This is a genomic window from Leptothoe kymatousa TAU-MAC 1615 (assembly GCF_018739865.1).
Classification (GTDB): Bacteria; Cyanobacteriota; Cyanobacteriia; order Phormidesmidales; family Phormidesmidaceae; genus Leptothoe; species Leptothoe kymatousa.
Genome location: NZ_JADOER010000004.1, coordinates 300316 through 323654 on the forward strand (window position 1 = coordinate 300316; position 23339 = coordinate 323654).

The 23339-nt window shown below is 51.6% G+C and carries 19 protein-coding genes, 2 tRNA genes and 1 pseudogene; 10 read left to right on the forward strand and 12 right to left on the reverse strand.

Annotation, left to right across the window (positions count from 1 at the left end; all coding sequences use genetic code 11):
- Positions 1–46 precede the first annotated feature (46 nt).
- Positions 47–1312 (forward strand): lipopolysaccharide biosynthesis protein, encoded by a 1266-nt coding sequence (locus IXB28_RS03780; protein WP_215617210.1) that lies wholly within the window; start codon positions 47–49, stop codon positions 1310–1312.
- Between the two features lie 582 nt (positions 1313–1894).
- Here IXB28_RS03780 and recF read toward each other — a convergent pair.
- Both recF and IXB28_RS03790 read right to left on the reverse strand, forming a co-directional pair.
- Positions 1895–3022, reverse strand: coding sequence for a DNA replication/repair protein RecF (gene recF, locus IXB28_RS03785; RefSeq protein ID WP_215617211.1), 1128 nt, complete (start codon positions 3020–3022; stop codon positions 1895–1897).
- A gap of 39 nt (positions 3023–3061) precedes the next feature.
- Positions 3062–4171 carry a YheT family hydrolase gene (locus tag IXB28_RS03790; protein WP_215617212.1) on the reverse strand — a complete coding sequence of 370 codons (1110 nt, stop codon included), beginning with the start codon at positions 4169–4171 and terminating at the stop codon, positions 3062–3064.
- Positions 4172–4422: 251 nt separating this feature from the next.
- On the opposite strand from IXB28_RS03790, the gene IXB28_RS03795 reads away from it, so the two are divergent.
- A tRNA-Gln gene (locus IXB28_RS03795) sits at positions 4423–4494 on the forward strand.
- 424 nt (positions 4495–4918) lie between these two features.
- Positions 4919–5968, forward strand: a complete 1050-nt coding sequence (locus tag IXB28_RS03800) for a PDDEXK nuclease domain-containing protein (RefSeq protein WP_215617213.1) — start codon at positions 4919–4921, stop codon at positions 5966–5968.
- A gap of 306 nt (positions 5969–6274) precedes the next feature.
- Here the strand turns inward: IXB28_RS03800 and IXB28_RS16990 are convergent.
- From IXB28_RS16990 to asnS, 3 genes and pseudogenes are all read right to left on the reverse strand, one after another.
- Positions 6275–6484, reverse strand: a pseudogene (locus tag IXB28_RS16990) (DUF5615 family PIN-like protein); the annotation flags it as partial.
- Positions 6481–6705: a DUF433 domain-containing protein gene (locus IXB28_RS03810; RefSeq protein WP_215617215.1), complete on the reverse strand. Its 225-nt coding sequence runs from the start codon at positions 6703–6705 to the stop codon at positions 6481–6483. The pseudogene IXB28_RS16990 and the gene IXB28_RS03810, both read right to left, overlap by 4 nt.
- 8 nt (positions 6706–6713) lie before the next feature.
- Positions 6714–8108, reverse strand: a complete 1395-nt coding sequence (gene asnS, locus IXB28_RS03815; RefSeq protein WP_215617216.1) for an asparagine--tRNA ligase — start codon at positions 8106–8108, stop codon at positions 6714–6716.
- Between the two features lie 393 nt (positions 8109–8501).
- On the opposite strand from asnS, the gene IXB28_RS03820 reads away from it, so the two are divergent.
- Positions 8502–8945 carry a DUF3293 domain-containing protein gene (locus IXB28_RS03820; protein ID WP_215617217.1) on the forward strand — a complete coding sequence of 148 codons (444 nt, stop codon included), beginning with the start codon at positions 8502–8504 and terminating at the stop codon, positions 8943–8945.
- Positions 8946–8973: 28 nt separating this feature from the next.
- On the opposite strand, the gene IXB28_RS03825 is transcribed toward IXB28_RS03820, so the two are convergent.
- Complete coding sequence (locus tag IXB28_RS03825; protein WP_215617218.1) at positions 8974–9309, reverse strand: hypothetical protein; 336 nt, start codon at positions 9307–9309, stop codon at positions 8974–8976.
- Between the two features lie 213 nt (positions 9310–9522).
- Here IXB28_RS03825 and IXB28_RS03830 point away from each other — a divergent pair, with 213 nt between their 5' ends.
- From IXB28_RS03830 to IXB28_RS03845, 4 genes are all read left to right on the forward strand, one after another.
- Positions 9523–9816, forward strand: a complete 294-nt coding sequence (locus IXB28_RS03830; protein ID WP_215617219.1) for a DUF6439 family protein — start codon at positions 9523–9525, stop codon at positions 9814–9816.
- Between the two features lie 264 nt (positions 9817–10080).
- On the forward strand, positions 10081–10494 hold the full coding sequence (locus IXB28_RS03835; protein WP_215617220.1) for a (2Fe-2S) ferredoxin domain-containing protein: 414 nt from the start codon (positions 10081–10083) through the stop codon (positions 10492–10494).
- Positions 10495–10801: 307 nt separating this feature from the next.
- Positions 10802–11449, forward strand: coding sequence for a response regulator transcription factor (locus tag IXB28_RS03840; RefSeq protein WP_215617221.1), 648 nt, complete (start codon positions 10802–10804; stop codon positions 11447–11449).
- Between the two features lie 119 nt (positions 11450–11568).
- Positions 11569–11641 (forward strand) — tRNA-Thr (locus tag IXB28_RS03845).
- 100 nt (positions 11642–11741) lie between these two features.
- On the opposite strand, the gene IXB28_RS03850 is transcribed toward IXB28_RS03845, so the two are convergent.
- The 3 genes from IXB28_RS03850 to IXB28_RS03860 all read right to left on the reverse strand — a co-directional run bounded on the left by IXB28_RS03850 (position 11742) and on the right by IXB28_RS03860 (position 13947).
- Entirely contained in the window at positions 11742–12089 is a 348-nt protein-coding gene (locus IXB28_RS03850) for a DOPA 4,5-dioxygenase family protein (protein ID WP_215617222.1), read from the reverse strand.
- A gap of 97 nt (positions 12090–12186) precedes the next feature.
- Complete coding sequence (locus IXB28_RS03855) at positions 12187–12753, reverse strand: hypothetical protein (RefSeq protein WP_215617223.1); 567 nt, start codon at positions 12751–12753, stop codon at positions 12187–12189.
- A 438-nt stretch (positions 12754–13191) separates the two neighbouring features.
- Complete coding sequence (locus IXB28_RS03860; protein WP_215617224.1) at positions 13192–13947, reverse strand: LmeA family phospholipid-binding protein; 756 nt, start codon at positions 13945–13947, stop codon at positions 13192–13194.
- A 341-nt stretch (positions 13948–14288) separates the two neighbouring features.
- Between IXB28_RS03860 and IXB28_RS03865 the strand changes: the two genes are divergently transcribed.
- Together IXB28_RS03865 and IXB28_RS03870 are read left to right on the forward strand one after the other, a co-directional pair.
- Positions 14289–15338, forward strand: a complete 1050-nt coding sequence (locus IXB28_RS03865; RefSeq protein WP_215617225.1) for a Rieske 2Fe-2S domain-containing protein — start codon at positions 14289–14291, stop codon at positions 15336–15338.
- A gap of 231 nt (positions 15339–15569) precedes the next feature.
- The gene (locus tag IXB28_RS03870; RefSeq protein WP_215617226.1) at positions 15570–19937 is read left to right on the forward strand and encodes a CHAT domain-containing protein; all 4368 of its coding nucleotides are present in this window, start codon (positions 15570–15572) and stop codon (positions 19935–19937) included.
- Positions 19938–20290: 353 nt separating this feature from the next.
- Here the strand turns inward: IXB28_RS03870 and IXB28_RS03875 are convergent, their stop codons facing one another.
- The 3 genes from IXB28_RS03875 to IXB28_RS03885 form a co-directional block, all read right to left on the reverse strand.
- Positions 20291–20848: an REP-associated tyrosine transposase gene (locus IXB28_RS03875; protein WP_246559604.1), complete on the reverse strand. Its 558-nt coding sequence runs from the start codon at positions 20846–20848 to the stop codon at positions 20291–20293.
- 89 nt (positions 20849–20937) lie between these two features.
- Positions 20938–21249 (reverse strand): hypothetical protein, encoded by a 312-nt coding sequence (locus IXB28_RS03880; protein ID WP_215617227.1) that lies wholly within the window; start codon positions 21247–21249, stop codon positions 20938–20940.
- Positions 21209–23002, reverse strand: a complete 1794-nt coding sequence (locus IXB28_RS03885; RefSeq protein ID WP_215617228.1) for a tetratricopeptide repeat protein — start codon at positions 23000–23002, stop codon at positions 21209–21211. The genes IXB28_RS03880 and IXB28_RS03885 overlap by 41 nt, the downstream gene beginning before the upstream one ends.
- Positions 23003–23339: the final 337 nt, after the last annotated feature.

A 23339-nucleotide genomic window follows, 5' to 3' on the forward strand; every position in this document is an offset into this window, starting at 1 on the left:
ACCAAACGAAACTTCTATTCTAAAAAGTCTCCCATTATTACGTACAATGCGCCAAAAAATTCAGAGTTTATTTTCCGATAAACTCGTCAAAAATATTGGTTGGCTGACGGCTAGTCAGCTCTTTATACGAGTTATTAGGCTAGCATCAGTAGTTGTTTTAGCGCGTGTATTGACGGCTGAAGACTATGGACTGATTGCTATTCTCTTCACTGTTACAGACTTTGCCAATGTTTTTATTCAAAAAGGTGGCATCGCTCCGAAACTCATCCAAGCGGATAAGGCAGAACTATCGAGCTTGGCAGAAACGGCCTATTGGACGAATTGGATACTGTGTTGCGGTATCTTTTTATTTCAATGCTCAATGGCTTATCCCATAGCATTGTTTTACCAAAACGATAAGCTGATTCTACCTATTATTATTGCTGGTCTGGCCTATTTGATTAATCCGTTTTATGCGGTACAGGATGCGTTAATCCGGCGAGAAAATCGTTTGAAAGTGGGTGCGATCGCATCTGCCTGTAGTGCATTTACCCAGCAGACGACCATCCTCCTATTGGTGGTGATGGGGTTTGGTGTCTGGAGCATTGCCATATCCCTAGTGCTTTCCCAGTTTTGCTGGCTGACGATTTATCGCCGCAACCACACCTGGGTGCCTGCGGGCAAATTTACCCTTTACCAATGGCGGAAGATTTTTGACTTCTCAAAATTCCCCCTGGGTATCGAGATGCTCAATTACCTCAGGTCTAACATCGACTACCTGCTCATTGGTCGCTTTTTCAGCGTAGAGCAGCTTGGGCTTTACTTCTTTGCCTTTAACGCTGGCCTCGGCATTAGTTTGACCGCCATCAATATGGTGTCAAACTCCGTCTTCCCCTACCTATGCGAAGCTCGGGAAAATTTGACAGCGCTCAAAAAGAGTTATCGCAAGAGTCTAAAGGTCTGCGCGATGATGATTTTCCCCCTGGTACTTTTGCAAAGTACTTTAGCACCGTTCTATGTGCCGATTGTCTTTGGCCAAAAATGGATTCCGGCCATTCCTATCTTGATTCTTATTTGCCTATCCGCGTTGCCCCGTCCCTTTGCCCTTGTTTCCGAACAATTGTTGCTCACATTAGATCGGGGTATGGCCGGTCTGAAGTGGAACATCTTCTTCACCGGGCTTTTCACCCTCAGCATTATTGCCGCTGCCCAATTTAATATCTACGCTGTTGCGGCTGTTGTCCTGGCTATTCATCTTGTCTGTTTGCCACTGTTTAGCTTCTTCGTTGGCAAGTCTGCATTTTCTAGCAAGCAGGTGTCGCTTGCCTCCTAGTCCTAGGGCTTGAGTCTGCTATACCTCCAGTAGCATAATGTATGTGAATAATGGAAACCCCGGCTATGCACCAAAGGCATGGCCGGGGTTATGGGTTTCTTGTATGGGATACAAAGCCCTGAGCGGCTCAGGGCTTAGGACAGATATGCATAAGAGTAAATCTTGGGGGCTACCTGGGGGGAGGCTGTTGGGTAGATGTACCCTGGTTAAGTGAGATTGCTAGGGTAGGCAGATGCAGCTATCTATAAGCACTGTTTAAGTTGTCTTATCCGTATCCTGATGTGGTAGATAGCACCCTGATGGGCCAAGTAAACATTTAGGGTTAGTTCAGAATTTACACTGCCGCTTTCCATTGTTCTAAGGAAATCTTCAGCGATTTATATGAAAAATATAAATGTGTGGAACTTTGTCAAAGCCGTGTCAATTGTATCTACTAGAGTTTTTTGAATTTTTTTTGATACTAAAATTGAGCCAGCGATCCTAGGCGCGAGGGTGCCTGGGTCGCGGCGTCTAGATCGTGGTAATACACGTAGCTGTCGTGCTACATCGCAGTGTTGTGCTACATCTATCGCTGTCGATGCGTTAGGCCTTGAGTAGCTGCCCCTGATCAACCCGTAGAATTTGAGACGATTTAAGCCATTGGGCATCAAATGAGCCAAGGTGGGTGGTGGTAATCAGCGTCTGAAATCGGTCTTGAATAGTATCTAGTAGCTGATTTTGTCGATTTAGGTCGAGCTCGGCGAGTACGTCGTCTAGGAGCAGCAGTGGTGGTTCGCCCACGACTTCTTCAATTAGCTGGAGTTCTGAAAGTTTGAGGGCCAGCACCAGGGTGCGCTGCTGCCCTTGGGAACCGTATTGCCGCGCGGGGGTTTGGTTAATTAGAAAGGTAATGTCGTCTCGGTGGGGGCCTACCAGGGTGGTGCGCTGATAATATTCCGCCATGGCTTTGGCCTGGAGCTGACTGAGAAATGCCTGCTGAATTTCGGTGGCATCATCGCTGTCGATGGTCACATTGGGGCTGTAAAGGATTTCTAGCTGTTCGGCACTATTGCTAATGGCCTGATGCCAGCTCTGGGCAATGGGAATGAGTCGCTGGAGCATTCTGGCCCGACGGCGAATGACACGGGTGCCGAGGGTGGCGAGTTGGGCATCCCAGAGGGCGAGCTGGGTGGGGTCTAGGGGCGGCGGCTGATCGGGGTCTGCGGTATGTTGCTTAATGAACGCATTGCGCTGTTTGAGCACCTGGTTATATTGCTGCAAAATATGCACATAAACTGGCTCTAGCTGCATGAGCAATGTATCGGTCCAGGTGCGACGGGTGCCGGGGCCGCCCCGCACAAGCTCTAGATCTAAGCAGGAGAACTGTACGGCATTGAGACTGCCCAGGAAGTCTTGCTGACGTTTGAGGGTTTCGCCGTTGATCATCGCTGTGCGCCGACTGCCCCGCCTGAGGGTTAGCTGCAGCGCTGAGACGCCCAGTTCTTTTTTTAGGCTGGCTTGGATCTGGGCGATGGTTTCGTCGTTTTTTACTAGGTCGCGATCGCGACTCGTTCGATGGGACTTGAGCGTCGCCAATAGCTCCACCGCTTCTAGCAGGTTCGACTTACCCTGGGCATTTTCCCCCAGCAAAATGGTTTTTGGTGCCGAGAACTCAATCGCCTGGTCGCGATAGTTACGAAACTGCTTGAGGTGAAGGGACTGAAGAAACATAAACGACCGTGGCGCTATCCCAGTGGCTGAAACTATAGCTTACCGAGATAGGGTTGGTTGGCCAGAATTTACGGCAGTCTGCTGTGCCTTCCATTGCTGGGTCTGGTCGTTGCACCAATCCATCACCCGGTTCCAGGCCCACCAACGGTCTGGGTCTTGATTGCGCCGTTGGCAATCGGCACTGCTAATGTAGCCCACGTGGCCCCCCTGGGCCGTCATCAGCAAATCAATATGGCCATTGGCCGCGCAGCTGGCTTCAATTTCTGGAACCAGATTGGGCTCGAATAGGGGATCGTCGGCTGCGTAAAGAATCAGTGTGGGTTTTTGTAGCTCGGGCAAAATGTATAGCCCACTGGTGGCCCGATAATAGTCTTCTACGGATTGAAACCCCAGACGGCCAATCACCATTTCGTGGTCAAAGCTCCAGATGCTGTGTACCCGCTCAATGGCGTCTGGGTCAAAGGCATTGGGGTGATCCTGTTGTAGGTCGTCGAGCAGCAGCTTTAGCTTGCGGGTAATGGCTTTTTCTAGATATTTGCCGATGGGGGCATTTTCTAGGTAGGTGAGCGATCGCAACGATTCTAAGGCTGGGCAAATAACGGCACAGCCGCCAATGTCATCCAGCGTCAGCCCTAGGCCCGCCCCCCACGCATCCATACTTTGGGCCGCCTTGACACCCCATAGCGCCAATAGCCCCCCCAACGAAAATGCCGTGAACCAAAAAGGAGCGGGGCAGCCCATTTCCTTTGCCTGGGCCGCAATGCGCACAAAGTCTTCCCCTTCGTGGAGACCGTCGGAGGTAAGGGTGGATGATAACTTGGCCGTTTTACCATGGGCGCGCCAGTCGTAAATCACCACCGCATACCCTTGGGCATAGGCCTTGCGGGCCATAACGCGCAGAAACCATTGGTTATCTAGGTCTCCGGTGATGCCATAGGTGCCGATGATGGTGCCTTTCGCATTGGGCGGAATCGCCACAAGGCCGAAAATCGGCACGTCCTGGGCCCCAGTAAACGTAGTTTCTTGGTAGACCGGTTCAGCTTCTGAGAGGGTGCTTTGCCAGTTCTTTTGAGCCCACAGGCCCGCATAGATAGTCATCAACAGGCCATTGTTTAAAGGCCATGGTGCACGATAGTAGGTGGATGTCATTTAGAAACGTGGGCGCGGGATGGCGTTGAAATTCAACTATCCCATAAAGTTGGGGGCTGAATCTGTAGTGTCAGCACCGACTGGGGGCTCTAGGATATGGTCGTGCCAGGGGTGATGCCATGGGCACAACGGCGCAGAATCTAGGGGCATGGCTGAGATCTAAAAAAATAGCAGTAGTTATTGACACTATCCGGTAAAAAACTGCTAATATACATGGGCTGGTGATTGACTTATTCAATTCACTTCATCGTTGGGGCGTGGCCAAGCGGTAAGGCAGCGGGTTTTGGTCCCGTCATTCGTAGGTTCGAATCCTACCGCCCCAGTTACTTTCAGAGACTTGTTAAAAAGGCTGGCCTAAAGGCTGGCCTAATTTTATGGGTCTTTGGTGACGATATTTATCCGTTTATTTGACGCGGAAAACCTCGTTATTAAATTATCTAAACCCTACTTTTTTGACCATAGTGGTTGTCCAGGTAGGGCAATAGAAGTGAACTACTTGATGATTAAAGCTTTGGTACCAGGCCAACCATTGCCCAAGCGCACTTTTAGGCCAAGCCGTTGTCCTTTTAGTGGATTTTGTTACCATAGCAACTGATTTTTAGTGGTTGTGGCCTCTAATGGGTTACAGCCTCGTTGCAAGCCACAATTGTCCAGTTCGGTTATAGTGACCAAGCTGTAAGAAGATGGGGGCCAATGAGATATGAAATTAGAAATACAGAATCAAATACCAGTTAAGCGAAGGGCTATATGAGTTCCATTAAGCCTTCTTCTGATTCTGCATACCAGGATTTTCTACGAGCTATTAAAAGCCAAGTGGTTCAAAGCCGCGTTGGGGCAGCGCGGGCCGTCAATCGCTCGTTGATCGAGTTTTATTGGTCGTTTGGGCAACTAATTGTGGAACGGCAAGAGGCTTTGGGATGGGGTAAAGCCGTAGTAGAGCGTTTATCGGCTGACCTTAAGCAGGAGTTCCCTGAAATCAAAGGTTTTTCGCCTCAGAACCTGTGGTTGATTCGGCAGTTCTACACCGAGTATCAGCAGACGCCAAATCTCCAACAGCTTGTTGGAGAAATTCCTTGGGGCCATAACATCCTAATTATGCAGCGAATCAAGGATGAAGCGGCCCGACACTACTACCTAGAGGCGACAGCCCGTCTGGGTTGGACAAGGAATGTGCTGCTAAATCAGATTAAGGCGGGGGCCTATGAGGTCAGTCTGCAAGACAAAAGTCACAATTTTAAGGCTGTGCTTCCAGAGTATCTGGCAGAGCAAGCTGAGGAAACGCTCAAAAGTCAATATAGTTTGGAGTTTTTAGGGATTTCTCAGGCAGTTCATGAAAGAGAGTTGGAGCGCAATCTGATTGCTCGGCTGAAGGATTTTCTAATCGAGCTAGGCTATGGCTTTTGCTTCATTGGCAATCAGTATCGACTGGCATTAGGAGATAACGAATATTTCCTGGATTTACTGTTCTATCATCGCTTTTTGAAATGCTTAGTGGCGATTGAGTTAAAAACGGGTCGGTTCCGGCCAGAGTATGCAGGAAAGATGGATTTTTACTTGGAGGTACTCAACGACCAGGAGCGGGCACCGGATGATAACCCAACGATTGGAATTATTCTGTGTGCTGAGAAGGATCGGCTGGAGGTGGAATTTAGCCTGAAGTCAAAAGCAAATCCGATCGGTGTGGCTACATATCAGCTATATCCTGAAGTGCCGGAGGAATATAAGGGTATGCTACCTACTGATGACGATTGGCAGAAGTTATTGGAATCGGCATTATCAGAAGAAGAAACCAGTTAAAAAGTCTCTAGAAAGGTCTTAAAAAGAGTTCTGAGAGATTTGTGCTACGACTCATAGCACTTTCATGCTCATGGTCTGAGCAACTTAAACAACAGAAAACGCAAGCTAACTTATGTGTAGAAGGTAATAACTCAGTATAGATTCTCTTCTTAGGGTAAAACTAGCATGAGATACCCTGACTCTATCTCATGCTTATTCTATAAGAATTGGTATAACACAAGAGAATATCTCCTTTGTGAAAAACTGTCCATAACGCACAGCATATGTCGATTGAAAAATTCACCTAATTATCAAGACCATCCACACTTTTGGAGGATGCCCATGGAGTAAACTACGCTGATGAAAGTCAGAGTCTTTAGAAACAATGACGAAATCATAAGCCCTGGCATATTCCCAGATGACAGCATCATCTGTATGCATGAGGTTTACTGTTTTGACATGTTCAGAACCAGGATACAGATCAATTACTGACCGAATAATTCTGTCAGATAAATTCTCATCCAGCAGCAGTTTCATAGCGCTACGACAAATAGCTTTTTCTCACGATCTGCTGCGAACTGCAAACAAGCTTTAATGTCTGCCACAGTCAATTCTGAGAAATCTTCCAGAATTTCAGTCTCGGTCATCCCACCAGCTAGATATTCTAGAATATCGTACACAGTAATTCGCATACCTCGAATGCAGGGCTTACCACTACGTTTCCCTGGCTCAATCGTAATCAGGTTGTGATATTCCATAATCAAGCTTAAAACTCAATGTTATCGGGTGTGCGGGGGAATGGAATTACATCGCGAATATTGGCCATGCCGGTCATAAACTGCACCAATCGCTCAAAGCCGAGGCCAAATCCGGCGTGGGGCACGGTGCCATAGCGCCGCAGGTCTAAGTACCACCAGTAGTCGTCCTTGGGTAAGTCGGCTTCGACAATGCGCCGCTCTAATACATCCAGTCGTTCTTCTCGCTGGGCTCCGCCAATAATCTCGCCGATGCGGGGGGCCAACACATCCATGGCGGCAACGGTTTTACCCCCTTCATTTAGCCGCATGTAGAAGGCTTTAATCTCGGCGGGATAATCTGTTACGATGACGGGCTTTTTGAAATACTCTTCTGCCAGGTAGCGTTCGTGTTCGGACTGCATGTCCAGGCCCCAGGAGACGGGATAGTCAAATTTTTTGTCGCACTTTTCCAACAGGCTAATGGCATCGGTGTAGGTGATGCGTTCAAATTCGTTGTTGATAATGTTGTTGGCGGTTTCGAGCACTGTTTTTTCGATGCGCTTGTTGAAGAATTCCATGTCGTCGGCGCATTCTTCTAACACGCGTTTGAAGACAAATTTGAGAAAATCTTCTGCCAGGTCCATGTTGCCTTCTAGGTCGCAGAAGGCCATTTCGGGCTCCACCATCCAAAATTCTGCTAGGTGGCGGGAGGTGTTGGAGTTTTCGGCCCGGAAGGTGGGGCCAAAGGTGTACACATTGCTAAAGGCCATGGCCATAATCTCGGCTTCTAGCTGGCCGCTGACGGTGAGGTAGGCCTGTTTGCCGAAGAAGTCTTGGCCGTAGTCCACCTTGCCGTCGTCCCCGGTGGGTAGTTTGTCCAGGTTCATGTTGGTGACGGTGAACATTTCCCCGGCACCTTCGCAGTCGCTGGCGGAAATGATCGGGGTGTGGACCCAGAGGAAGTCGCGGCTTTGGAAAAAGTCGTGGATGGCGCTGGCACAGGCATTGCGGACGCGGAAGACGGCACCGAGGGTGTTGGTGCGCGATCGCAAATGCCCCAACTCCCTTAAAAACTCAAATGAGTGGCGCTTTTTCTGTAGCGGATAGGTTTCCGCATCCGACTCCCCCACCACTTCCAGGCTACTGGCCTGCAGTTCCACCCGCTGCCCTTTCCCCGGCGACTCCGCCAGGGTACCCGCAATCATCACCGAAGCGCCCGTGGTAATGCGCTTCATCGACTCATCGTAGCCATCCAGCTGGGCATCGGCAATCACCTGTAGCCCCGTCATCGAGGAACCATCATTAATATCTAAAAAGCTGAACTTCTTCGAATCACGCTTAGTGCGGACCCAACCCTGGATGGTGACAACTTCGCCAGGATTACCAGATTTCAGGATGTGCTTAATGCGCTGGGGGGTGGTCATTGCTCACGGTGAAAAATTAGACTCTATATAAATTAGCGCAGGCGGTACCGTTTGACCCCAAATTATTCTGATGCTGATAGCTTTCGTGACTCTGCATCAGCTGCGTCTATAGAATAAACGGCCGCCGTTGATGGGTAATGATGCCTAGAAATCGTATATGGCCGCCATAGGGCAAAGGACACTGGGCAATGTTGCCATCAGTCAAGCAGAGCAGGCTAAGCGTTAAAGAGCGTAATACAAAGTATCGACAGCTATGTTCTTTCCCTTCCCATTTAGCTGTCGATATTGTTGCCAAATGGGAAGCCTACTTTGACGAATATCCGCAGGAAAATTAGCCTATATGCGCCTAACAACCGACAGCAGTCCCTTGCCATAAAAACATAAATAATCTCCATGGCTCAAAATACCTCGGCTAAATTTGCCAGCCTAGATCAGGCCTATCAAAAAACCCTCTACGAAGTGTTTGCAAGCGAGGCCCCACTGCAGCTGCGTGTAAATTCTAGAAACACCGCCCTAGATCGGCTGCTGCAACAATACCAAGTGACTACCTGGGCATTAATCACGGCCCACAATCCCTACTCTCAGCAACTGGGCCTCCACCAGAACTACCAGCGTCACCAGGCTCTTATCACCACATTGCAGGCCATCGGTCTGCCGACACTGCCTGCTGTAGGGCGAGATGAATCTGGCCAATGGCCCCCCGAAAAAAGTTTATTTATCTTGGGCATTAGCCGCCCTAACGCCATGGACCTTGGTCGACAATTTGCGCAAAATGCAATTCTCTATGGAGCCTTGGCCCAACCGATTGAACTCTTGTGGCTAGTGGATACAGCCTAGCCCTAGGGTGTCCTCATCCCTGGACGTACTACGACCCAAACCAGCCTCGAAAAAACCAACCTAGAACCAGGCCCAGGCCCACAAACCGTAATATTTGCCAGAAGGGTTCCTTCAGGTTATTCCAGGACAGCAACTGATTTTCCAAGGTTTCTTCCAGGGTTTCAATCTGTTTTTTGAGCCGATTAAGCTCTGCTTTGGGTAAATGGCCCTGGGTGATTTTTGCCTGGGCCTCTGCTCGCTGGGTAAAGGCATCCCGCACTTCTCCATAGCGCTGGCGCAGTGCCTTAAAGTCTTTTTTGGTTTCCTCTAGGGCTGTGGCAAATTCAGCCAAATCTTGCTCAGTTAAGGGCGGGGAGGATTTCATAACACGGGCTCATACGGTCTAGACTTAAGGTATAGCAGAGTTTCTTAGGAATGCTGTTGCTGCTTTAGAGGATGAAATGATCCAGAGAATATGCTGTGGAGCAGTATTTTTCTGGTGCAGCCATACCGAGGATCCGCAGCGCCCAGACATAAATCCATGGCCTGTACTTTAAGATGGGCATGGCCAACGGTATAGATTTTTGAGCGACCAACCATGAGCGACACCACCATAACGCCCCCCAGCGATGCCTCCGCCGATCTTCAGGATGCCGATCCCCTGGCGCTGGCCCAGGCCCTAGCCCAGCAATTGGCCATTGGTCCCATGGACTGGCATCGGCTAAATTCGAACCGACAGGTGCGAGCGAAAGAACAAGTGGCAGCGGCGTTGGTGTATTTGCTCAACGATAACCCCGACGAAGCCCTACCCCGACTAGAACAAGCCATCGGCTGGCTCAATCGCAGCATCAAAGCCCCCCCCTGCCCAACCCATGGCAAACGTAGTCAGTAGCCTTAAATCGGGCCCTGCCCAACCCATGGCAAACGTAGTCAGTAGCCCGCTTTATCAATGGAATTACATGGGGGATAGCGGTCCCATGGGCGATTGATCGCAGGTATCGGCTGATTGTCTCTAATATATATGGATAAGCTGCATAGACTTGTCCGCAATTACCCGCTGCACCACACCAACATCACAAGCTCTGTGACCAAAATCCGCTAGCAGTGTGATCACCCACATATATCTTTCTACCCCCATAGTGATACGTTTTCACCAATGAATAAGCCCCTCTCACATTGCATAGATGCCTTAGCGCTCGACTCCATTGAGCGTCACATCTTTATATGTGCAGACCAAACCAAGCCCAAATGCTGTGATCAGGCTAGCAGTATCGAATCTTGGAATTACCTCAAGCGGCGTCTCAAAGAACTGCAGCTAGATATGCCCACAGAGGAACGACCTAGTTGCGTATTTCGCACCAAGGCAAATTGCCTACGGGTGTGTCAGCAGGGCCCAATTGTCGTTGTTTATCCCGACGGTATCTGGTACCACAGTGTTACTCCAGAGGTTATAGAACGGATTATTCAAGAGCACCTGATCGGTAATCAAGTAGTCGAAGAGTTCGCTTTCCTGAAAAAACCCCTACCTGATGTAAATAAGTACCGGAAGATCCGTGATCCTATTGATTAGTTGGGAACACTTGATTTGACATGGTTGATTCAACCAGTTGACATACAAGCGATTGCCGGGATGTTCCCGGATAGCATCAAAAAATAATTATGTACAACCTTGCTATAAATTTAACTTGGCTTAACAAAATCACCCTGACTGACGGTAGTCCGTACAGTATCATCAACAAAGGTATATATGATGAGCCAATCGCTTATTATTTGCCGATTAGGCTCTGATTTGCCGGCATCTACTCAACGGCCATCTCATTTATCGGATTACTGTTATCATCCCATCCCCATAGACTTCGAGTAACAAAGCACACGGCATGAAAGAATCTACGAATGGCGACCCTAAGAAACTCTTACTAATAGACGATGACCCGAATCTTATTTTGTTAGTGAGAGATTATCTCGAGTTTCGTGGCTATGAAGTAGTCACTGCAGGCAATGGTCGTGAAGCCCTAGATGTCTTAGGCGGCCTGGTTCCCGACATGATCATCTGTGATGTCATGATGCCTGAAATGGATGGCTATGCCTTTGTTGAAAAGGTGCGCCAGGATCCAGGAAAAAGTTGGATACCCATCTTGTTCCTATCAGCTAAAGGACAAAGTCAGGACCGCGTCAAAGGTCTGACTACGGGGGCCGATGTTTACATGGTGAAACCCTTTGAGCCAGAAGAATTGGTAGCTCAGGTGGAATCTTCTCTCAAGCAGGCATCTCGGCTAATTCAACATCAGAACAAAGCAGGTGGTGGTGCCCCCACTATTCAGGTTCCCTTCGATGTGGAACTTACCCCCACTGAGTTAAAGGTGGTTCAGTTTGTGGCCCGAGGCATGGCCAACCGCGAAATTGCGGAAGAACTGAAGGTAAGCCAGCGGACCATTGAAAGCCACGTCAGCAACATGCTAGGTAAGACCGGTTTGCATAACCGTACTGAGCTAGCCCGTTGGGCCATGGAAAATAATAAGGCTTAGGCTACAGAACTGCTGGGGCAGGTTTATTTGCCGTGCACCTGTCCCAAATTAACGGCTCAGAATAAACTTTCAAAATTAGTCGTCTAAGTTACTAACCTTTGATACAATACTAAAGCTTCGCTGGTGTAGCTCAGTTGGTAGAGCAGCTGATTTGTAATCAGCCGGTCGTCCGTTCGAGTCGGATCACCAGCTTTTGTTTTAATCACGTTTAAGAATGCCTGTCGTGTTATTTATCGACGGGCATTCTTTTTTGGGGTTTTAGCCTTGGCGGCCTCGGTAGGGGCAATATCTTCTACTGCTTAAAAATCGATAAATTTAGGGGTACCGGATCACCAAGCCAGGATGCATGGTCCGTATGGTCTGCAAGGTCGTTGCCTGTGAGCCCATGGATCAGCACGGTTAAACTTTCTCGGTGCTCGTCTAGCCAGGGCAGCAATGTTTCAAACTGTGCTTTTTGGAAGGCTAGCTGACAACTCCAACAAGGGTGAGGACCGACAGGTTTTTGGTGCACTCGCCCCACCTTAACGCCGAATAATTCCCCAGCGGTTTCGCATAGGCTAGAGGCCTGTGCGAGAGAATGCTCATCGAAATATACATGGGCGTGGTAGCGATCGCAGCTATTGGTGGGGCGTTTAATCATCGGTGGCTAGCAAGGAGACTCATGGCATGCCTGACAATGATAGTTGCTTGGGGCTAAAGTCGGCCTCGCTGCCGATTGTAGTCTGCCGCAACCAAGACTAAAACGGAATAATAATCTCTGGGGCAAGACATTTCAGGTATGTCCAAACCTGTTGAGGGGTGGTTGTAAATTCCCTCAACGGAATAGTGCATGCTTTGTGGTTAATGCCCAAGGCGGACCGACAATATCGGTATAGCTGATCGTGGCAGAGACCGGAGATGACGCGTATGGGAGATTGTTTATCTTGGGGGACATCTACCACCAGGTATAGATGGGGGACATATTCGCCTAGGATGGCAGAGACGGGGAGGGTGACGGTGCTATCTCCTAGAATGCCACTGGGCAAAAGGTATAACCGATATCGGCCCACTTTTACAGTTCTGTTAGCTCCGGATAGGGACCGTTTGCCATCGATGGGAAATAGCTCTATGGACGGGTAGGTTTGTCCGATCTCTATGGCCAGTGACCGTGATTGCATTTGCCACAGGGCATCACCTGCCAGTAGTTCCTGGGGATGTTCGTTGTTGTTGACGTGTGCGGCTGTTGATAACAGCAATGCCTGATTGGATTGGGGCGAAAAGCCTTTTTTTGAAGGGAACTTGGGGAATTGCACGGGATTATTCATATCCTGTGGTGAGCGTGATAATGATAGCGATTTTTCCGTTGCAACCCTTCGGTATGATTCTACCTATGCAAACCGACGGTATCAAAAACAATTCAAATCTTTTTATGCTTGGCTGATCTAGCCCCCTCAATGGCCGTTAGTACGGCGACCATGCATGCTAAATCGACGGTGGGCTATTTTTTGACGAAGCAACTGGTCAGCACCTTGTGCATCTGTTGACTGCGGAAAAGCCAATAGTGTTGCCGTAGGGCCCAAATTGGTCGTGTTGCCAATAATTTAGCTGGTAGTGGGCCAAAATCAGTCGTGGACTACCCGTTGGGACGCTCGGCAGTGGGGCCACAATCAGTCGTGGACTACCCGTTGGGACGCTCGTCTGTGGGGCCACCATTAGCCGTGGACTACCCGTTGCGACGCTCGGCTATAGAAGCTACTGGGCTTCTATTTCTTAGTCGGAAACTGGTTAATATGGGCCACACCGTAAAATACGAGTTCCTTGTTCCGCATGCGCACCTTGTCGATCCGTAGCTGGGTCCCATCCAATGCGAAGGAATCTAAATCTAGCAGGGCATTGACATGTTCAACGATGGCTTTACCCAAGGCGATGTCTTGGTCGGTGCCGCCACAGGTAACATCCACAAACGCGAGCTTAGTGCGGTTGAAAACTTCTACCCGTGCGGTGAGGGATATAAAGTTGGGCGATGCGGAGGTGCTGCCCACCCGTATTTGGCTGGTAAGTTCGATGGTTTTGTCATCGTTCAAGACCATTTCGGTGTCGCTAAAATAGAGCGACTTACCCTCAAACTGCATCTGCTGCAGTTTTTCTACCACAAACGGTGTATTAAACGAGGTGGTCAAGTCTTCTTCGGTCAGGACCACGCGTAAGGATGCTTGGGTGGGCTGCTTGATCTGTACCTGGCCTTTGAAGATAGCGCCGAAGTCAATGGACACCGCCTGGACGAACAGCTCCATTGCTTTGATGCGCAGGCCGTTGTACATCAGCATGCTGTGGCCAATGAAATCAAAGCCATCGACGCTGCCCTGGAGTAGCTTGGCGACAGGTTCAGCCCGGACGTTGGCTTCGAGCTTGCCGGTACGCTTAAACAAAGCGGCAATGGCGCTACTCACTGCCTTGCTGACCACTTGGTCTCCGCCCTGTCCTGGAAATGGTAAGTTGCCTAGCACGAAGGATGTCATTCCTGATCGATGAGCGATTAAAACGGCGACGAAGCCGCAATCAAACGTATGTGGTCAGCACTATTATGTACTTGTTTTAAGAAATGTAACCAGTAGTAACTATACCTTTACCTTATCAATGTGATTGAAAGGCTAAAAGGATTTTAATGCAGGTTCCTGTCTATAGCCCGGAACAGGTTAACTCGAATGGATAATTTTGATATTTGTGCGGCTTGTTTGCGCCGGGTGCGAAACGTCAAAACCGTCACAGACTAGGACGTTGCAGTTGGTCACTATGGTGCCAGTCGGCTTTTTTATTCGCGGAATATTAGCCGACCCTGTCTGTGGAGTCTGAGGTGGTTATGGCTGTGATAGATAAAAATCAATCATTAAATCCTTATCCTCGGGGCTGCACGTTTTCTAGGGCAGATTGGGATGCGATCGCACCCTTCTGGTTTCCTGTCGCCTTTAGCCACGATGTCACCGACACCCCCGTGGCGGCCACCTTGCTCGACCAGCGGCTAGTGGTGTGGCGCACCAGCCAGGGCGTGTCGGTGGCCAACGACCTGTGTCTCCATCGGGGGGTGCCCATGAGCATGGGCCACCTCCAGAACGATCGGCTGATCTGCAAATACCACGGCTTTCACTACGATGCCAGCGGCAAATGCACCCTGATCCCCGCCAACCCCCAGGCCAGCATTCCCGCCCGCCTGTGTCTCAAAACCTACCCCGTGCGAGAAGCCTACGGTTTGGTGTGGACCACCCTAAAGGGGGACGGCAGCGAGGCCAACCTGCCCCAAATGCCCGAATGGGACGATGGGGCCTATCAGCAGATTTTGCCCGATAGCTTAGAGATCCAGGCCGCCGTAGGTCGCCAAATGGAAGGCTTTTTGGATGTGGCCCACTTTGCCTGGGTGCACCACGAAGCCTTTGCCGATCGCAACAATCCCCAGGTGCCCCCCTACACCGTGACTGCCACCCCCAACGGTTTGCGGGCTGAGTATACGAGTTCCGTTAGCAATTTTCCCAAGGAGCTTCAGCATCGGGCCCCAGCCGATTTTCAATGGTTGCGAGTCTTCGATGTGTTTTTACCCTTTGCCGCCATTTTGCGGGTGCATTTTCCCGCCGGGGGCCGGTTGTGCATTCTCAATGCCCCATCGCCAATTTCAGCACGAAAAACGCGGTTATTTTCGCCCCTATGTCGAAATTTTGACCAGGACCAGCCCCTAGAGCCCGTGTATGAATTTAACCGGCAAATTTTTACGGAAGACCAAGCCGTTGTGGAAGCGCAATATCCCGAAGACCTGCCCTTAGATTTGCGCACCGAGTGCCATATCGAAGCGGATAAAACCTCCATTGCCTATCGCAAAGGGTTAGCCAACCTGGGGCTGAGCAAAATTTACACCGCATAGCGGGTGGGTCCGCCGGATGTTGTTGTTAAGTGGTTGTTGCATTTCCCCACATCCGAAAAAACCTTGTCTATAAAGGGAAATAAGCATCAATCACAGCTCAGGGTATAAATCCGCGCAATTCCCTGATCCAATGTCAGGGATTCTACCGATCTAGGCTGTATACCCTAAAAAGGGCAGCCCACTTAAACGCGACGTTACTTCCCGCCTACTCCTTCAGGTCATCATCCCCCCATGGCTGAACACATCTTTATCTCCCATTCCTCCAAAAACGACGACACGGTAAAAAAGCTACGGCAACTGTTAGAAGGCCATGGCCTAGAAACCTGGGTCGATTCACGGCAGTTCACAGGTGGAGATGCCCTCAGCGAAACCATTGAGGAAAATATTCGCACCGCCCGTCATTTCCTGGTGGTGCTGAGCATTGATGCCCTCAGTTCAGAATGGGTACAGCGGGAGTTAAAACTGGCCCAGGCAATCGCAGAACAGCGAAAAGCAGACGGCTACAAGGTGATTTCAGTGGTGCTGCCTGGAGTCCTACCTGGGTTGCTCAAGCCATTCTTTCCAGTAGAGCCGATCCACATTTTTATCGAAGATCAGCCCACCGGTCTAAGTCAGGCCATGCCCCAGATCTTCGCCGCCCTGGGCACCCAACTACCCGACGATTGGGCAGGCAGCAAAACCGTTGACGTTGAGCCATTAGCAGAATTGCTGCTAGAGCTCACCGATCCCAAAATCAAACAACAAGAAGACACTCGACGGGCCGAGGCCACCGCAACGCTCACCTACATCCCCGCCGATGGCAGCCGTCGCATCGAAAGCCGCCGTTACCGATTTAAGTCACCGCTAGGCCCCCTAGTGCTAGAAGACATTAGCTGGTACATCGAAAGCTACTGCCATTGGCCAACGGGCGTATTTAAGCAGCGGGCAGAAAAGACAGAAATTAACTTGCCCCAGTGGGGGCAGGCCCTGTTCCAATCGGCCTTGGGCAGTGAAGTCGCCAGGGAGCCCTTAACCGAATGGCTACGCAGCTCCGGTAGCCGCAGGTTCTCTGTGCAGGTGGATGCCGACCCACCCGCCGGCACCGAAGATAGCGAACTGGCCCAAATCCGGGTGGCGGCGAGTGAATTACTCACACTACCCTGGGAAACCATGCACGATGGCACGGGCTATCTGGCCCAGGGGGCCAATGGGGCCAGGGTCCGCAGACGCTTACCCAACCGGGCACGCACCGAAACCCTAGAGGCGGATCTGCCCATTCGGGTCTTGTTGATCAGCCCTCGGCCCGAGGTATCAGACACGGGGAACCCCGTTAGCTATATCGACCATCGCGTCAGCGGTCAGGCCCTGGTGCAGGCCGTAGAAAACCTGGGGGAAGACCTGGTAAAAGTCGATATTCTACAGCCACCCACCCTGGCGGCCATGGCCACCGCCCTGCAAAAAGCCCGAGCCGAGGATGACCCCTACGAGATTGTCCACTTTGATGGCCATGGGGTATATGACCAGCAGGTGGGGCTGGGGGCGCTTTGCTTTGAAGACCCCAAAGACAGCAACAAGCTAGGCCAGCGACAGATGCAGTTGGTCTATGCCGAGGAACTCGCGGCCCAGATGCGGGCCTATGGGGTGCCCCTAATCTATCTAGATGCGTGCCAGACGGCCCAAACCGAGACTGACCCCACCGCGTCTGTGGCAGCGCAGCTTTTGCAGCAGGGGATTGGGTCGGTGGTAGCCATGAGCCATACGGTCTTGGTAGAAACCGCACGCCGGTTTGTGGAACCCTTTTATCAAACCCTGGCGGAGGGCAAACGCATTGGCGATGCCATGCTGGCGGGGCAAATGGCGTTGTATAACGATCGCTATCGTTTCAAGGTGCGCAAAGCTGGGGAACTACGGCTGCAAGATTGGTTTGTGCCCGTGCTGTATCAAGATGAAGCCGATCCGCAATTGTTTTCGGTCACGGTGGGGGAAGCGGCGGCCAGGATGGCCGGGAAACGGCGGGAGTTGCAATTGGGTAAGCTACCCCCGGTCCCGGCCCATAGCTTTGTGGGCCGTAGCCGCATGTTGTTACATCTAGAACGATTGCTACAGCAAGAGAACTATGCCGTCATTCGCGGCAGTGGCGGCATGGGCAAGACCGCCATTGGCACCGAACTGGCGCGATGGCTGGTGCGGTCTGGCCAGTTTAACCGGGCCGTTTTTGTCAGTGTGGAACCCCAGAATGTGCAGGATGTAAGGGGGATATTGGATAACCTCGGTGGGCAGTTGGTGCCCAAATATGCGGTGGCGGAGTATGGCAATGATTTAGACAAAGCCCTGCAGCCCATAGAGAGAGCGTTGCAAAATTTTGCCACGGTGATTGTGTTGGACAATATGGAGTCGGTGTTGCCGGATAGTGCAGGCAACAATCCGGCTGGGGTGGCGGATGTGACTGAGTTGTTGGCGCTGTGTCAGCGGTTGTTGGCGGCGGACGATCGCTGTCGGGTGATTTTTACCAGTCGGGAGAAATTGCCCCAGCCCTTTGCCCATGGGAAAAATACGGTGGAGTTGGGGCGGTTGCGTCAGTGGGAAGCGATTAAGCTGGTGGAGCAGGTGATGGCTCAAAATGGCTGGGCACCTCCCCCCAGTGACAATGCAGAAACGCCGGAGGAGATTCAGGAGCTGGTACAGACGGTAAACTGTCATCCTCGGGCGCTGGTGTTGTTGGCGCGGGAGGTGGCCAGGGGGGTACGGGCCACGTCGCAGAATGTGGCGCGGCTGATGGCGGAGCTGGAGCAAAAGAATCCGGGGGATCGGGAGAATTCGCTCTATGCCAGTGTGGAGCTGTCGTTGCGGCGGTTGCCGGAGGGGATGCGGGCGTTGGTGGATCGGTTGGCGGTGTTTTATGGGGGTGGAAATATTGTGAATATGGCCACCGTGATGGGCATTGAGACTGAACAGGCCAAGGTCGTGAAAGCCAGCCTGATCGAGGTGGGCATGGCAGAAGCGCAGGAGTATAGCTACCTGCGGCTGGACCCGGCGCTGCCTGCCTACCTGCGGCTGGAGCAGTCGGTGGAGCAGTTGGCAGAGTTGGAAGCCCCGTGGGCTGAGGCCATGGGGCAGTTGGTGGATTTTCTGTATGGGCAACAGTTTAAAGACGGTAAACTGGCTGCCTCGTTAACGCTGCTGGAGCTGCCCAACCTGATGGCTTTGCTGCAGGTATTGGAGCAACGGGTGGCGGCGGACCCGACCATCGCTGAGCAGGTATCACAAACGGTCAGATACATTGAACAACTGCTGGCGAACCTAAACCGGCCCCAGGCCCTGGCACGGGCGGTGGCGCTGCGGGAACGGGCGGCGGCGGTGATTCCGGAGTGGGGCCAGGCTCGGTTTAATAATGAGAAACTGATGATTGAACGGCTGCTACAGCAGGGGCAGTTGCAAGCGGCCTATGAAAAGGCTCAGCGACTATTGGAAACGTCTCAGAATGTGGGGCCAAACGCCTATGTCGGGGCGGATTATGATTTGGCGATGGCCCATTGGTTGCTGGGTCGGGTGCTGAAAACTGGCGGACAAGCAGCACCCGCACTAGACCTGCTTAGAAAAGCACAACAACTATGTGAGGCATTGGAAGAGCGTGGCGAACGTATGGCGTCTGCGGCGCTGACGGAACAAGCGGACTGTCTACAGGCATTGGGACGGCTTGAGGACGCGGCTGCAGCCTATGGGGAAGCCATCAAACGAGATGAAAAACGAGAGTCTTTCCGAGATGTGGCAGTCGGCAAGGGGCAACTGGCAACGGTGCGAATGTATCAAGAGAAGTATGGGGATGCTCTCTCCCTCCATCAAGAAGCCCGCACCCTATTTGAACAACAGAATGAACCCAAAATGGTCGCTACCGCCTGGCACCAAATCGGCATGGTGCATAAACGGGCAGGGCAGTACGACCAGGCAGAAGCCGCCTATCGACGCTCCCTGGAGATTGAGACCCAGACCAATAACCTGGCAGGCCAGGCCGACAGTTTGAATGAGTTAGGCAATCTTTATGGTAACAAACTCAATCGCCTGGAAGAGGCCGTCACCTTTTACCGTCAGGCCGCTGATATTGATATCGCACTGGGAGACTTAAAGAATGAAGGTCTAGACCGTAACAATATTGCCAATCAGCTGTACAAACTCAAACGCTATGACGAAGCGCGATCTGAAATCCTGCGGGCAATTGAGTGTGATAAAGCTTTTGGCCATGCCGCCGAGCCATGGAAAACCTACTCTGTTTTGCACAATATCGAAACCGCCACCGGCAACTCAGCTGCAGCCCACACAGCCTGGCGGCAGGCACGGGATGCGTACCTGGCCTATCGCCAGCAGGGGGGCTATGCGCAGTATTCTGGCGGCAAACTGGTGGATCACGTCCTGGGTCTAATCGCCCAACAACAAACCGACGAGATTGCCCCCCTGTTTGAACAACTCATGGGCGATGCGGACACACCTGGTTTCCTTAAGAGGTTAATTCCAGTTGTCGTCACCATCCTCAACGGCTCCCGCGATAAATCCCTCGCAGACAACATGGATCTTGATTACGACGATGCCGCAGAGATTCTCTTCCTAATCCACCGCCTCCCGTAGGTTGGGTAGAGCCCCGCGAAACCCAACAAACCCTAAGCGCCTCTAATGGTTGGGGTTCACTCCGTTCAACCCAACCTACACCACTCTCCCAACCAGCCCCGTAGGTTGGGTAGAGCCCCGCGAAACCCAACAAATCCTTACCATCTCTCTAATGTTGGGTTTCACTCCGTTCAACCCAACCTACACCACTTTCCCAACCAGCCCCGTAGGTTGGGTAGAGCCCCGCGAAACCCAACAAACCCTAAGCGTCTCTAATTGTTGGGTTTCACTCCGTTTAACCCAACCTACACCACTTTCCCAACCAGCCCCGTAGGTTGGGTAGAGCCCGCGAAACCCAACAAATCCGACCATTCCTAACCGTTTCGACGTTGGGTTTCACTCCGTTCAACCCAACCTACATCACCCCGATCAATGCCCCAATCATCGGCATACACGCCCTGCACCACAAAACGACGAAAACTCGAATAGGGCCAGTCCTTCGGAGCATTTACCAACTGATGCTTCACCGGATTGTAATGAATATAATCCACATGCCGTTCAAAATCTCTTTCATCACGGATTTGATGTTCCCAAAACCGACGTTGCCAGATTGCTTGTTCCTTTTTCCTTAAGCGAGCTAACGAACGCTGACATTTATAAGCCTCTGGACAATAACGACTAAAATAAGCCTTGATTAACCGCCAACGCATAGAAAAATCGGCATCACCATCGGGTAATGTCCAAATGCAATGGAGATGATCGGGCAGTAAGATAATCGCGTCAATATCAAATGGATGGTTCTGTTTTATGACGTAAAACGCCTGACGCAGCAGTTGAATCGTATCGTCTGTTGTGAATAGGTGCTGGCGATTGTAGGTGACAACGGTAAAAAAGTAGATGGCACCGGGCGTTTTAGCGCGACGGTATTGCATGACAGTAGCCTAGCTGATTATGTCGTTAGGATAGGCATCCTGGTAGCTGCGATAACGGTCGATGTTGGGTTTCGCTGGCTCAACCCAACCTACATGAGGTCATCCCTGGGCACCAGACAATAACAGAGGGCTGAGCGGAGTCGAAGCCCGGCCAACCCTGGTGCCCAGTCTGCGCCTGCGCCCCCCACCCGGCAGTCTGTGCCTGCTAACCAGGTGGCAGAGCCACCGCATCCGTTCACCCGGCACAGACTGGGAACCAGGTCATAACAGAGGGCTGAGCGGAGTCGAAGCCCGGCCAACCGTCCCGACCCATCGCCAATCCGATCAAAGGGCAAGCACAAGGCAATGGCCCCTACGCCCTCAATACTCCGCCAACAACGTCCCCAAATAATCAAACCCATCCACCCCAATCCACTGAATCACCTGCCGCCGCTGCCCCTGCAGCACCTGCTCAAACGCGCCCTCCCCCAGCTCTCCCGCAATCACCCGCAACAACCCCGCCCCCTGCCGCCACTCCGACGACCCAATCTGATGCAACAAATACATCCCCAACGCCCCGTATAGCACCGCCGCGTCCACCTTCCCCAACGCCCGCTGCGCCTCGGCCAAATACGTACACGTCACCCCCTGCAAATACACATTCCCCGCCGCCTGGGTCAGCGGCAGCGCTTTCTCCAATGTTTCAATCGCCAACCCCGACTGCCCCGAAATGCTATAGGCAATGCCCATGCTGTTATAGGCCAACGCCTTACTCTGAAAATCTCCTAGGGTTTCCGCCAGCTCTCGGCCCCGCTCCAAATAGCCGATGGCCTGTTCATACACCGCCAGGTCCGGCGTATCTATGGCCCGCGCCGCAAATACCTCACTGTAGCCATAGTTCACCAGGGCATTGGCCTCCCCCAACGCATCCCCCTGCTGCCGCGCCATGATCAACGCCCGCTGGCTAAAGTTCTTGGCCTCGTCGTAGGCTTTTTGCAACACATGCACCCGCGCCAAATGGTTAAAGCTGGCAATCACACACCGCTGGTCCTTTGCCGCGGTGGCAATTTCCAACGCTTCTTGGTGAAATTCCAGCGCTTGCTCATACCGTCCCAATGTGCGCTGGGAATAGCCCAGCAACGTCAGCAACCGTGCCTTTTCCTGGGTGCCCGGCACCTGCTTGAGGGGCTCACCAAAATAGTCCAGGGTATCTTGCAAATACCCCCCATCGAAGGCGGCAAACACGCCGCCATAGAGCGGAAAGTCTTCCCGCTGGGCAAAGCTGCGCAGGCTGTGCTGCATTAGCTGAAACGAACCCCGCTTCAGGTGGGGGCGGCTAAAGCCTTGGGCCAAACTGGCCTCAATGCTGGCAAAAATTAAAAACGTGGAATAGGAGAGTTTTTTGCCTAGCTTGACGTTGTAGGGTTGTTGGTCAAACCATTTCACCAGTCCCTGTTTGAGGTAGTGCAACAGAATGGCCAGTTGCACCCAGCTGCTTTCGTCTAGGCGGCTCCAGCCGCTGGCTAGCTCCGTGACCGATTCTCCCTTGGCTAGGGTATCAAAAAGCTGTTGCGGCACGGTATGGTCCACCCGCTTTGCCCAATGCTGCCAGGGCCCTCGCCGTTTTTCGGACCCAAAGCCAATGTCTCTGCCACCGGCCTCATACATCCAGCTTACCAACTCTCCTTCTAGGTTGCTAAACGCAGCTAGGCCAGATACGATGCCTTTGCTTAGGGTTTCATTGTTCTCGGCTTCTAGAGACTTTGCTAGTTGTTTTAATTGGTCGCGGGTGGGGGGCTGGGGCTGATTGGGATCCAACAGTTTTAGCAATGTGTCTAGCTGTTCTTCTCCGGTCGCTGCTGAAATTTGAGCCGTTACCGTGGACACTTTTTCTTCGACCTGGCGTTTTTTCTGGAGGTTGGCCCATTCCCCCTCTACCATTTTTAGGGCCCGCACAATTCGCGGACCTTTTAGGGAGGTGTCTTGCTCCGCTGCCTGCATCCGCTCCGCTAAACGGCGTTCAAATATTTCTCCACTGCCCGTGGGTAGGCCTTCGTCTAGCTGGCGATAGACCTGGTTTTTGGAGCGGATTTTGCCTTTTAAGGTTGCCTGTATCAGGCTTTCTATAAGTTCAGAGCATTGGGCTACGACGGAATCGCCAGAATTATGCGCCATTGGTCGAGAATGTGAGCAAAGTCAAACTTTTTTAGGATAGCGATATAACGGGGGCAATGGTATATAGCTCCCCTGTTTTTTTAAGCATCAATGATCCACATCACCACTTTGTGATTTTGAATATTCTTTTCTAGTTTGATTGCAAATTATGTTCTCTCCCGATGGGGGGGAGAACCACGGGGTTCTTGTGTATAAAAAAACTACGGGTATATACGCAAATTGTGTCCGCCATCACCCATGCGTTGAAACTGATCTCATGGGAATGGATGGGAGATTTTTTGAGATCGCTGTATCCCTTTCTGTGTAATCTTTTTGGGCTTTTTGGCTAAGGCAATAG

Bases quoted from the DNA above. Each gene is read 5' to 3' on its own strand.
- IXB28_RS03780 (WP_215617210.1), top strand. From the start codon at position 47: ATGCGCCAAAAAATTCAGAGTTTATTTTCCGATAAACTCGTCAAAAAT.
- recF (WP_215617211.1), bottom strand. From the start codon at position 3,022: ATGTTTCTTCAGTCCCTTCACCTCAAGCAGTTTCGTAACTATCGCGAC.
- IXB28_RS03790 (WP_215617212.1), bottom strand. From the start codon at position 4,171: ATGACATCCACCTACTATCGTGCACCATGGCCTTTAAACAATGGCCTG.
- IXB28_RS03800 (WP_215617213.1), top strand. From the start codon at position 4,919: ATGAGTTCCATTAAGCCTTCTTCTGATTCTGCATACCAGGATTTTCTA.
- IXB28_RS03810 (WP_215617215.1), bottom strand. From the start codon at position 6,705: ATGGAATATCACAACCTGATTACGATTGAGCCAGGGAAACGTAGTGGT.
- asnS (WP_215617216.1), bottom strand. From the start codon at position 8,108: ATGACCACCCCCCAGCGCATTAAGCACATCCTGAAATCTGGTAATCCT.
- IXB28_RS03820 (WP_215617217.1), top strand. From the start codon at position 8,502: ATGGCTCAAAATACCTCGGCTAAATTTGCCAGCCTAGATCAGGCCTAT.
- IXB28_RS03825 (WP_215617218.1), bottom strand. From the start codon at position 9,309: ATGAAATCCTCCCCGCCCTTAACTGAGCAAGATTTGGCTGAATTTGCC.
- IXB28_RS03830 (WP_215617219.1), top strand. From the start codon at position 9,523: ATGAGCGACACCACCATAACGCCCCCCAGCGATGCCTCCGCCGATCTT.
- IXB28_RS03835 (WP_215617220.1), top strand. From the start codon at position 10,081: ATGAATAAGCCCCTCTCACATTGCATAGATGCCTTAGCGCTCGACTCC.
- IXB28_RS03840 (WP_215617221.1), top strand. From the start codon at position 10,802: ATGAAAGAATCTACGAATGGCGACCCTAAGAAACTCTTACTAATAGAC.
- IXB28_RS03850 (WP_215617222.1), bottom strand. From the start codon at position 12,089: ATGATTAAACGCCCCACCAATAGCTGCGATCGCTACCACGCCCATGTA.
- IXB28_RS03855 (WP_215617223.1), bottom strand. From the start codon at position 12,753: ATGAATAATCCCGTGCAATTCCCCAAGTTCCCTTCAAAAAAAGGCTTT.
- IXB28_RS03860 (WP_215617224.1), bottom strand. From the start codon at position 13,947: ATGACATCCTTCGTGCTAGGCAACTTACCATTTCCAGGACAGGGCGGA.
- IXB28_RS03865 (WP_215617225.1), top strand. From the start codon at position 14,289: ATGGCTGTGATAGATAAAAATCAATCATTAAATCCTTATCCTCGGGGC.
- IXB28_RS03870 (WP_215617226.1), top strand. From the start codon at position 15,570: ATGGCTGAACACATCTTTATCTCCCATTCCTCCAAAAACGACGACACG.
- IXB28_RS03875 (WP_246559604.1), bottom strand. From the start codon at position 20,848: ATGCAATACCGTCGCGCTAAAACGCCCGGTGCCATCTACTTTTTTACC.
- IXB28_RS03880 (WP_215617227.1), bottom strand. From the start codon at position 21,249: ATGGGTTTGATTATTTGGGGACGTTGTTGGCGGAGTATTGAGGGCGTA.
- IXB28_RS03885 (WP_215617228.1), bottom strand. From the start codon at position 23,002: ATGGCGCATAATTCTGGCGATTCCGTCGTAGCCCAATGCTCTGAACTT.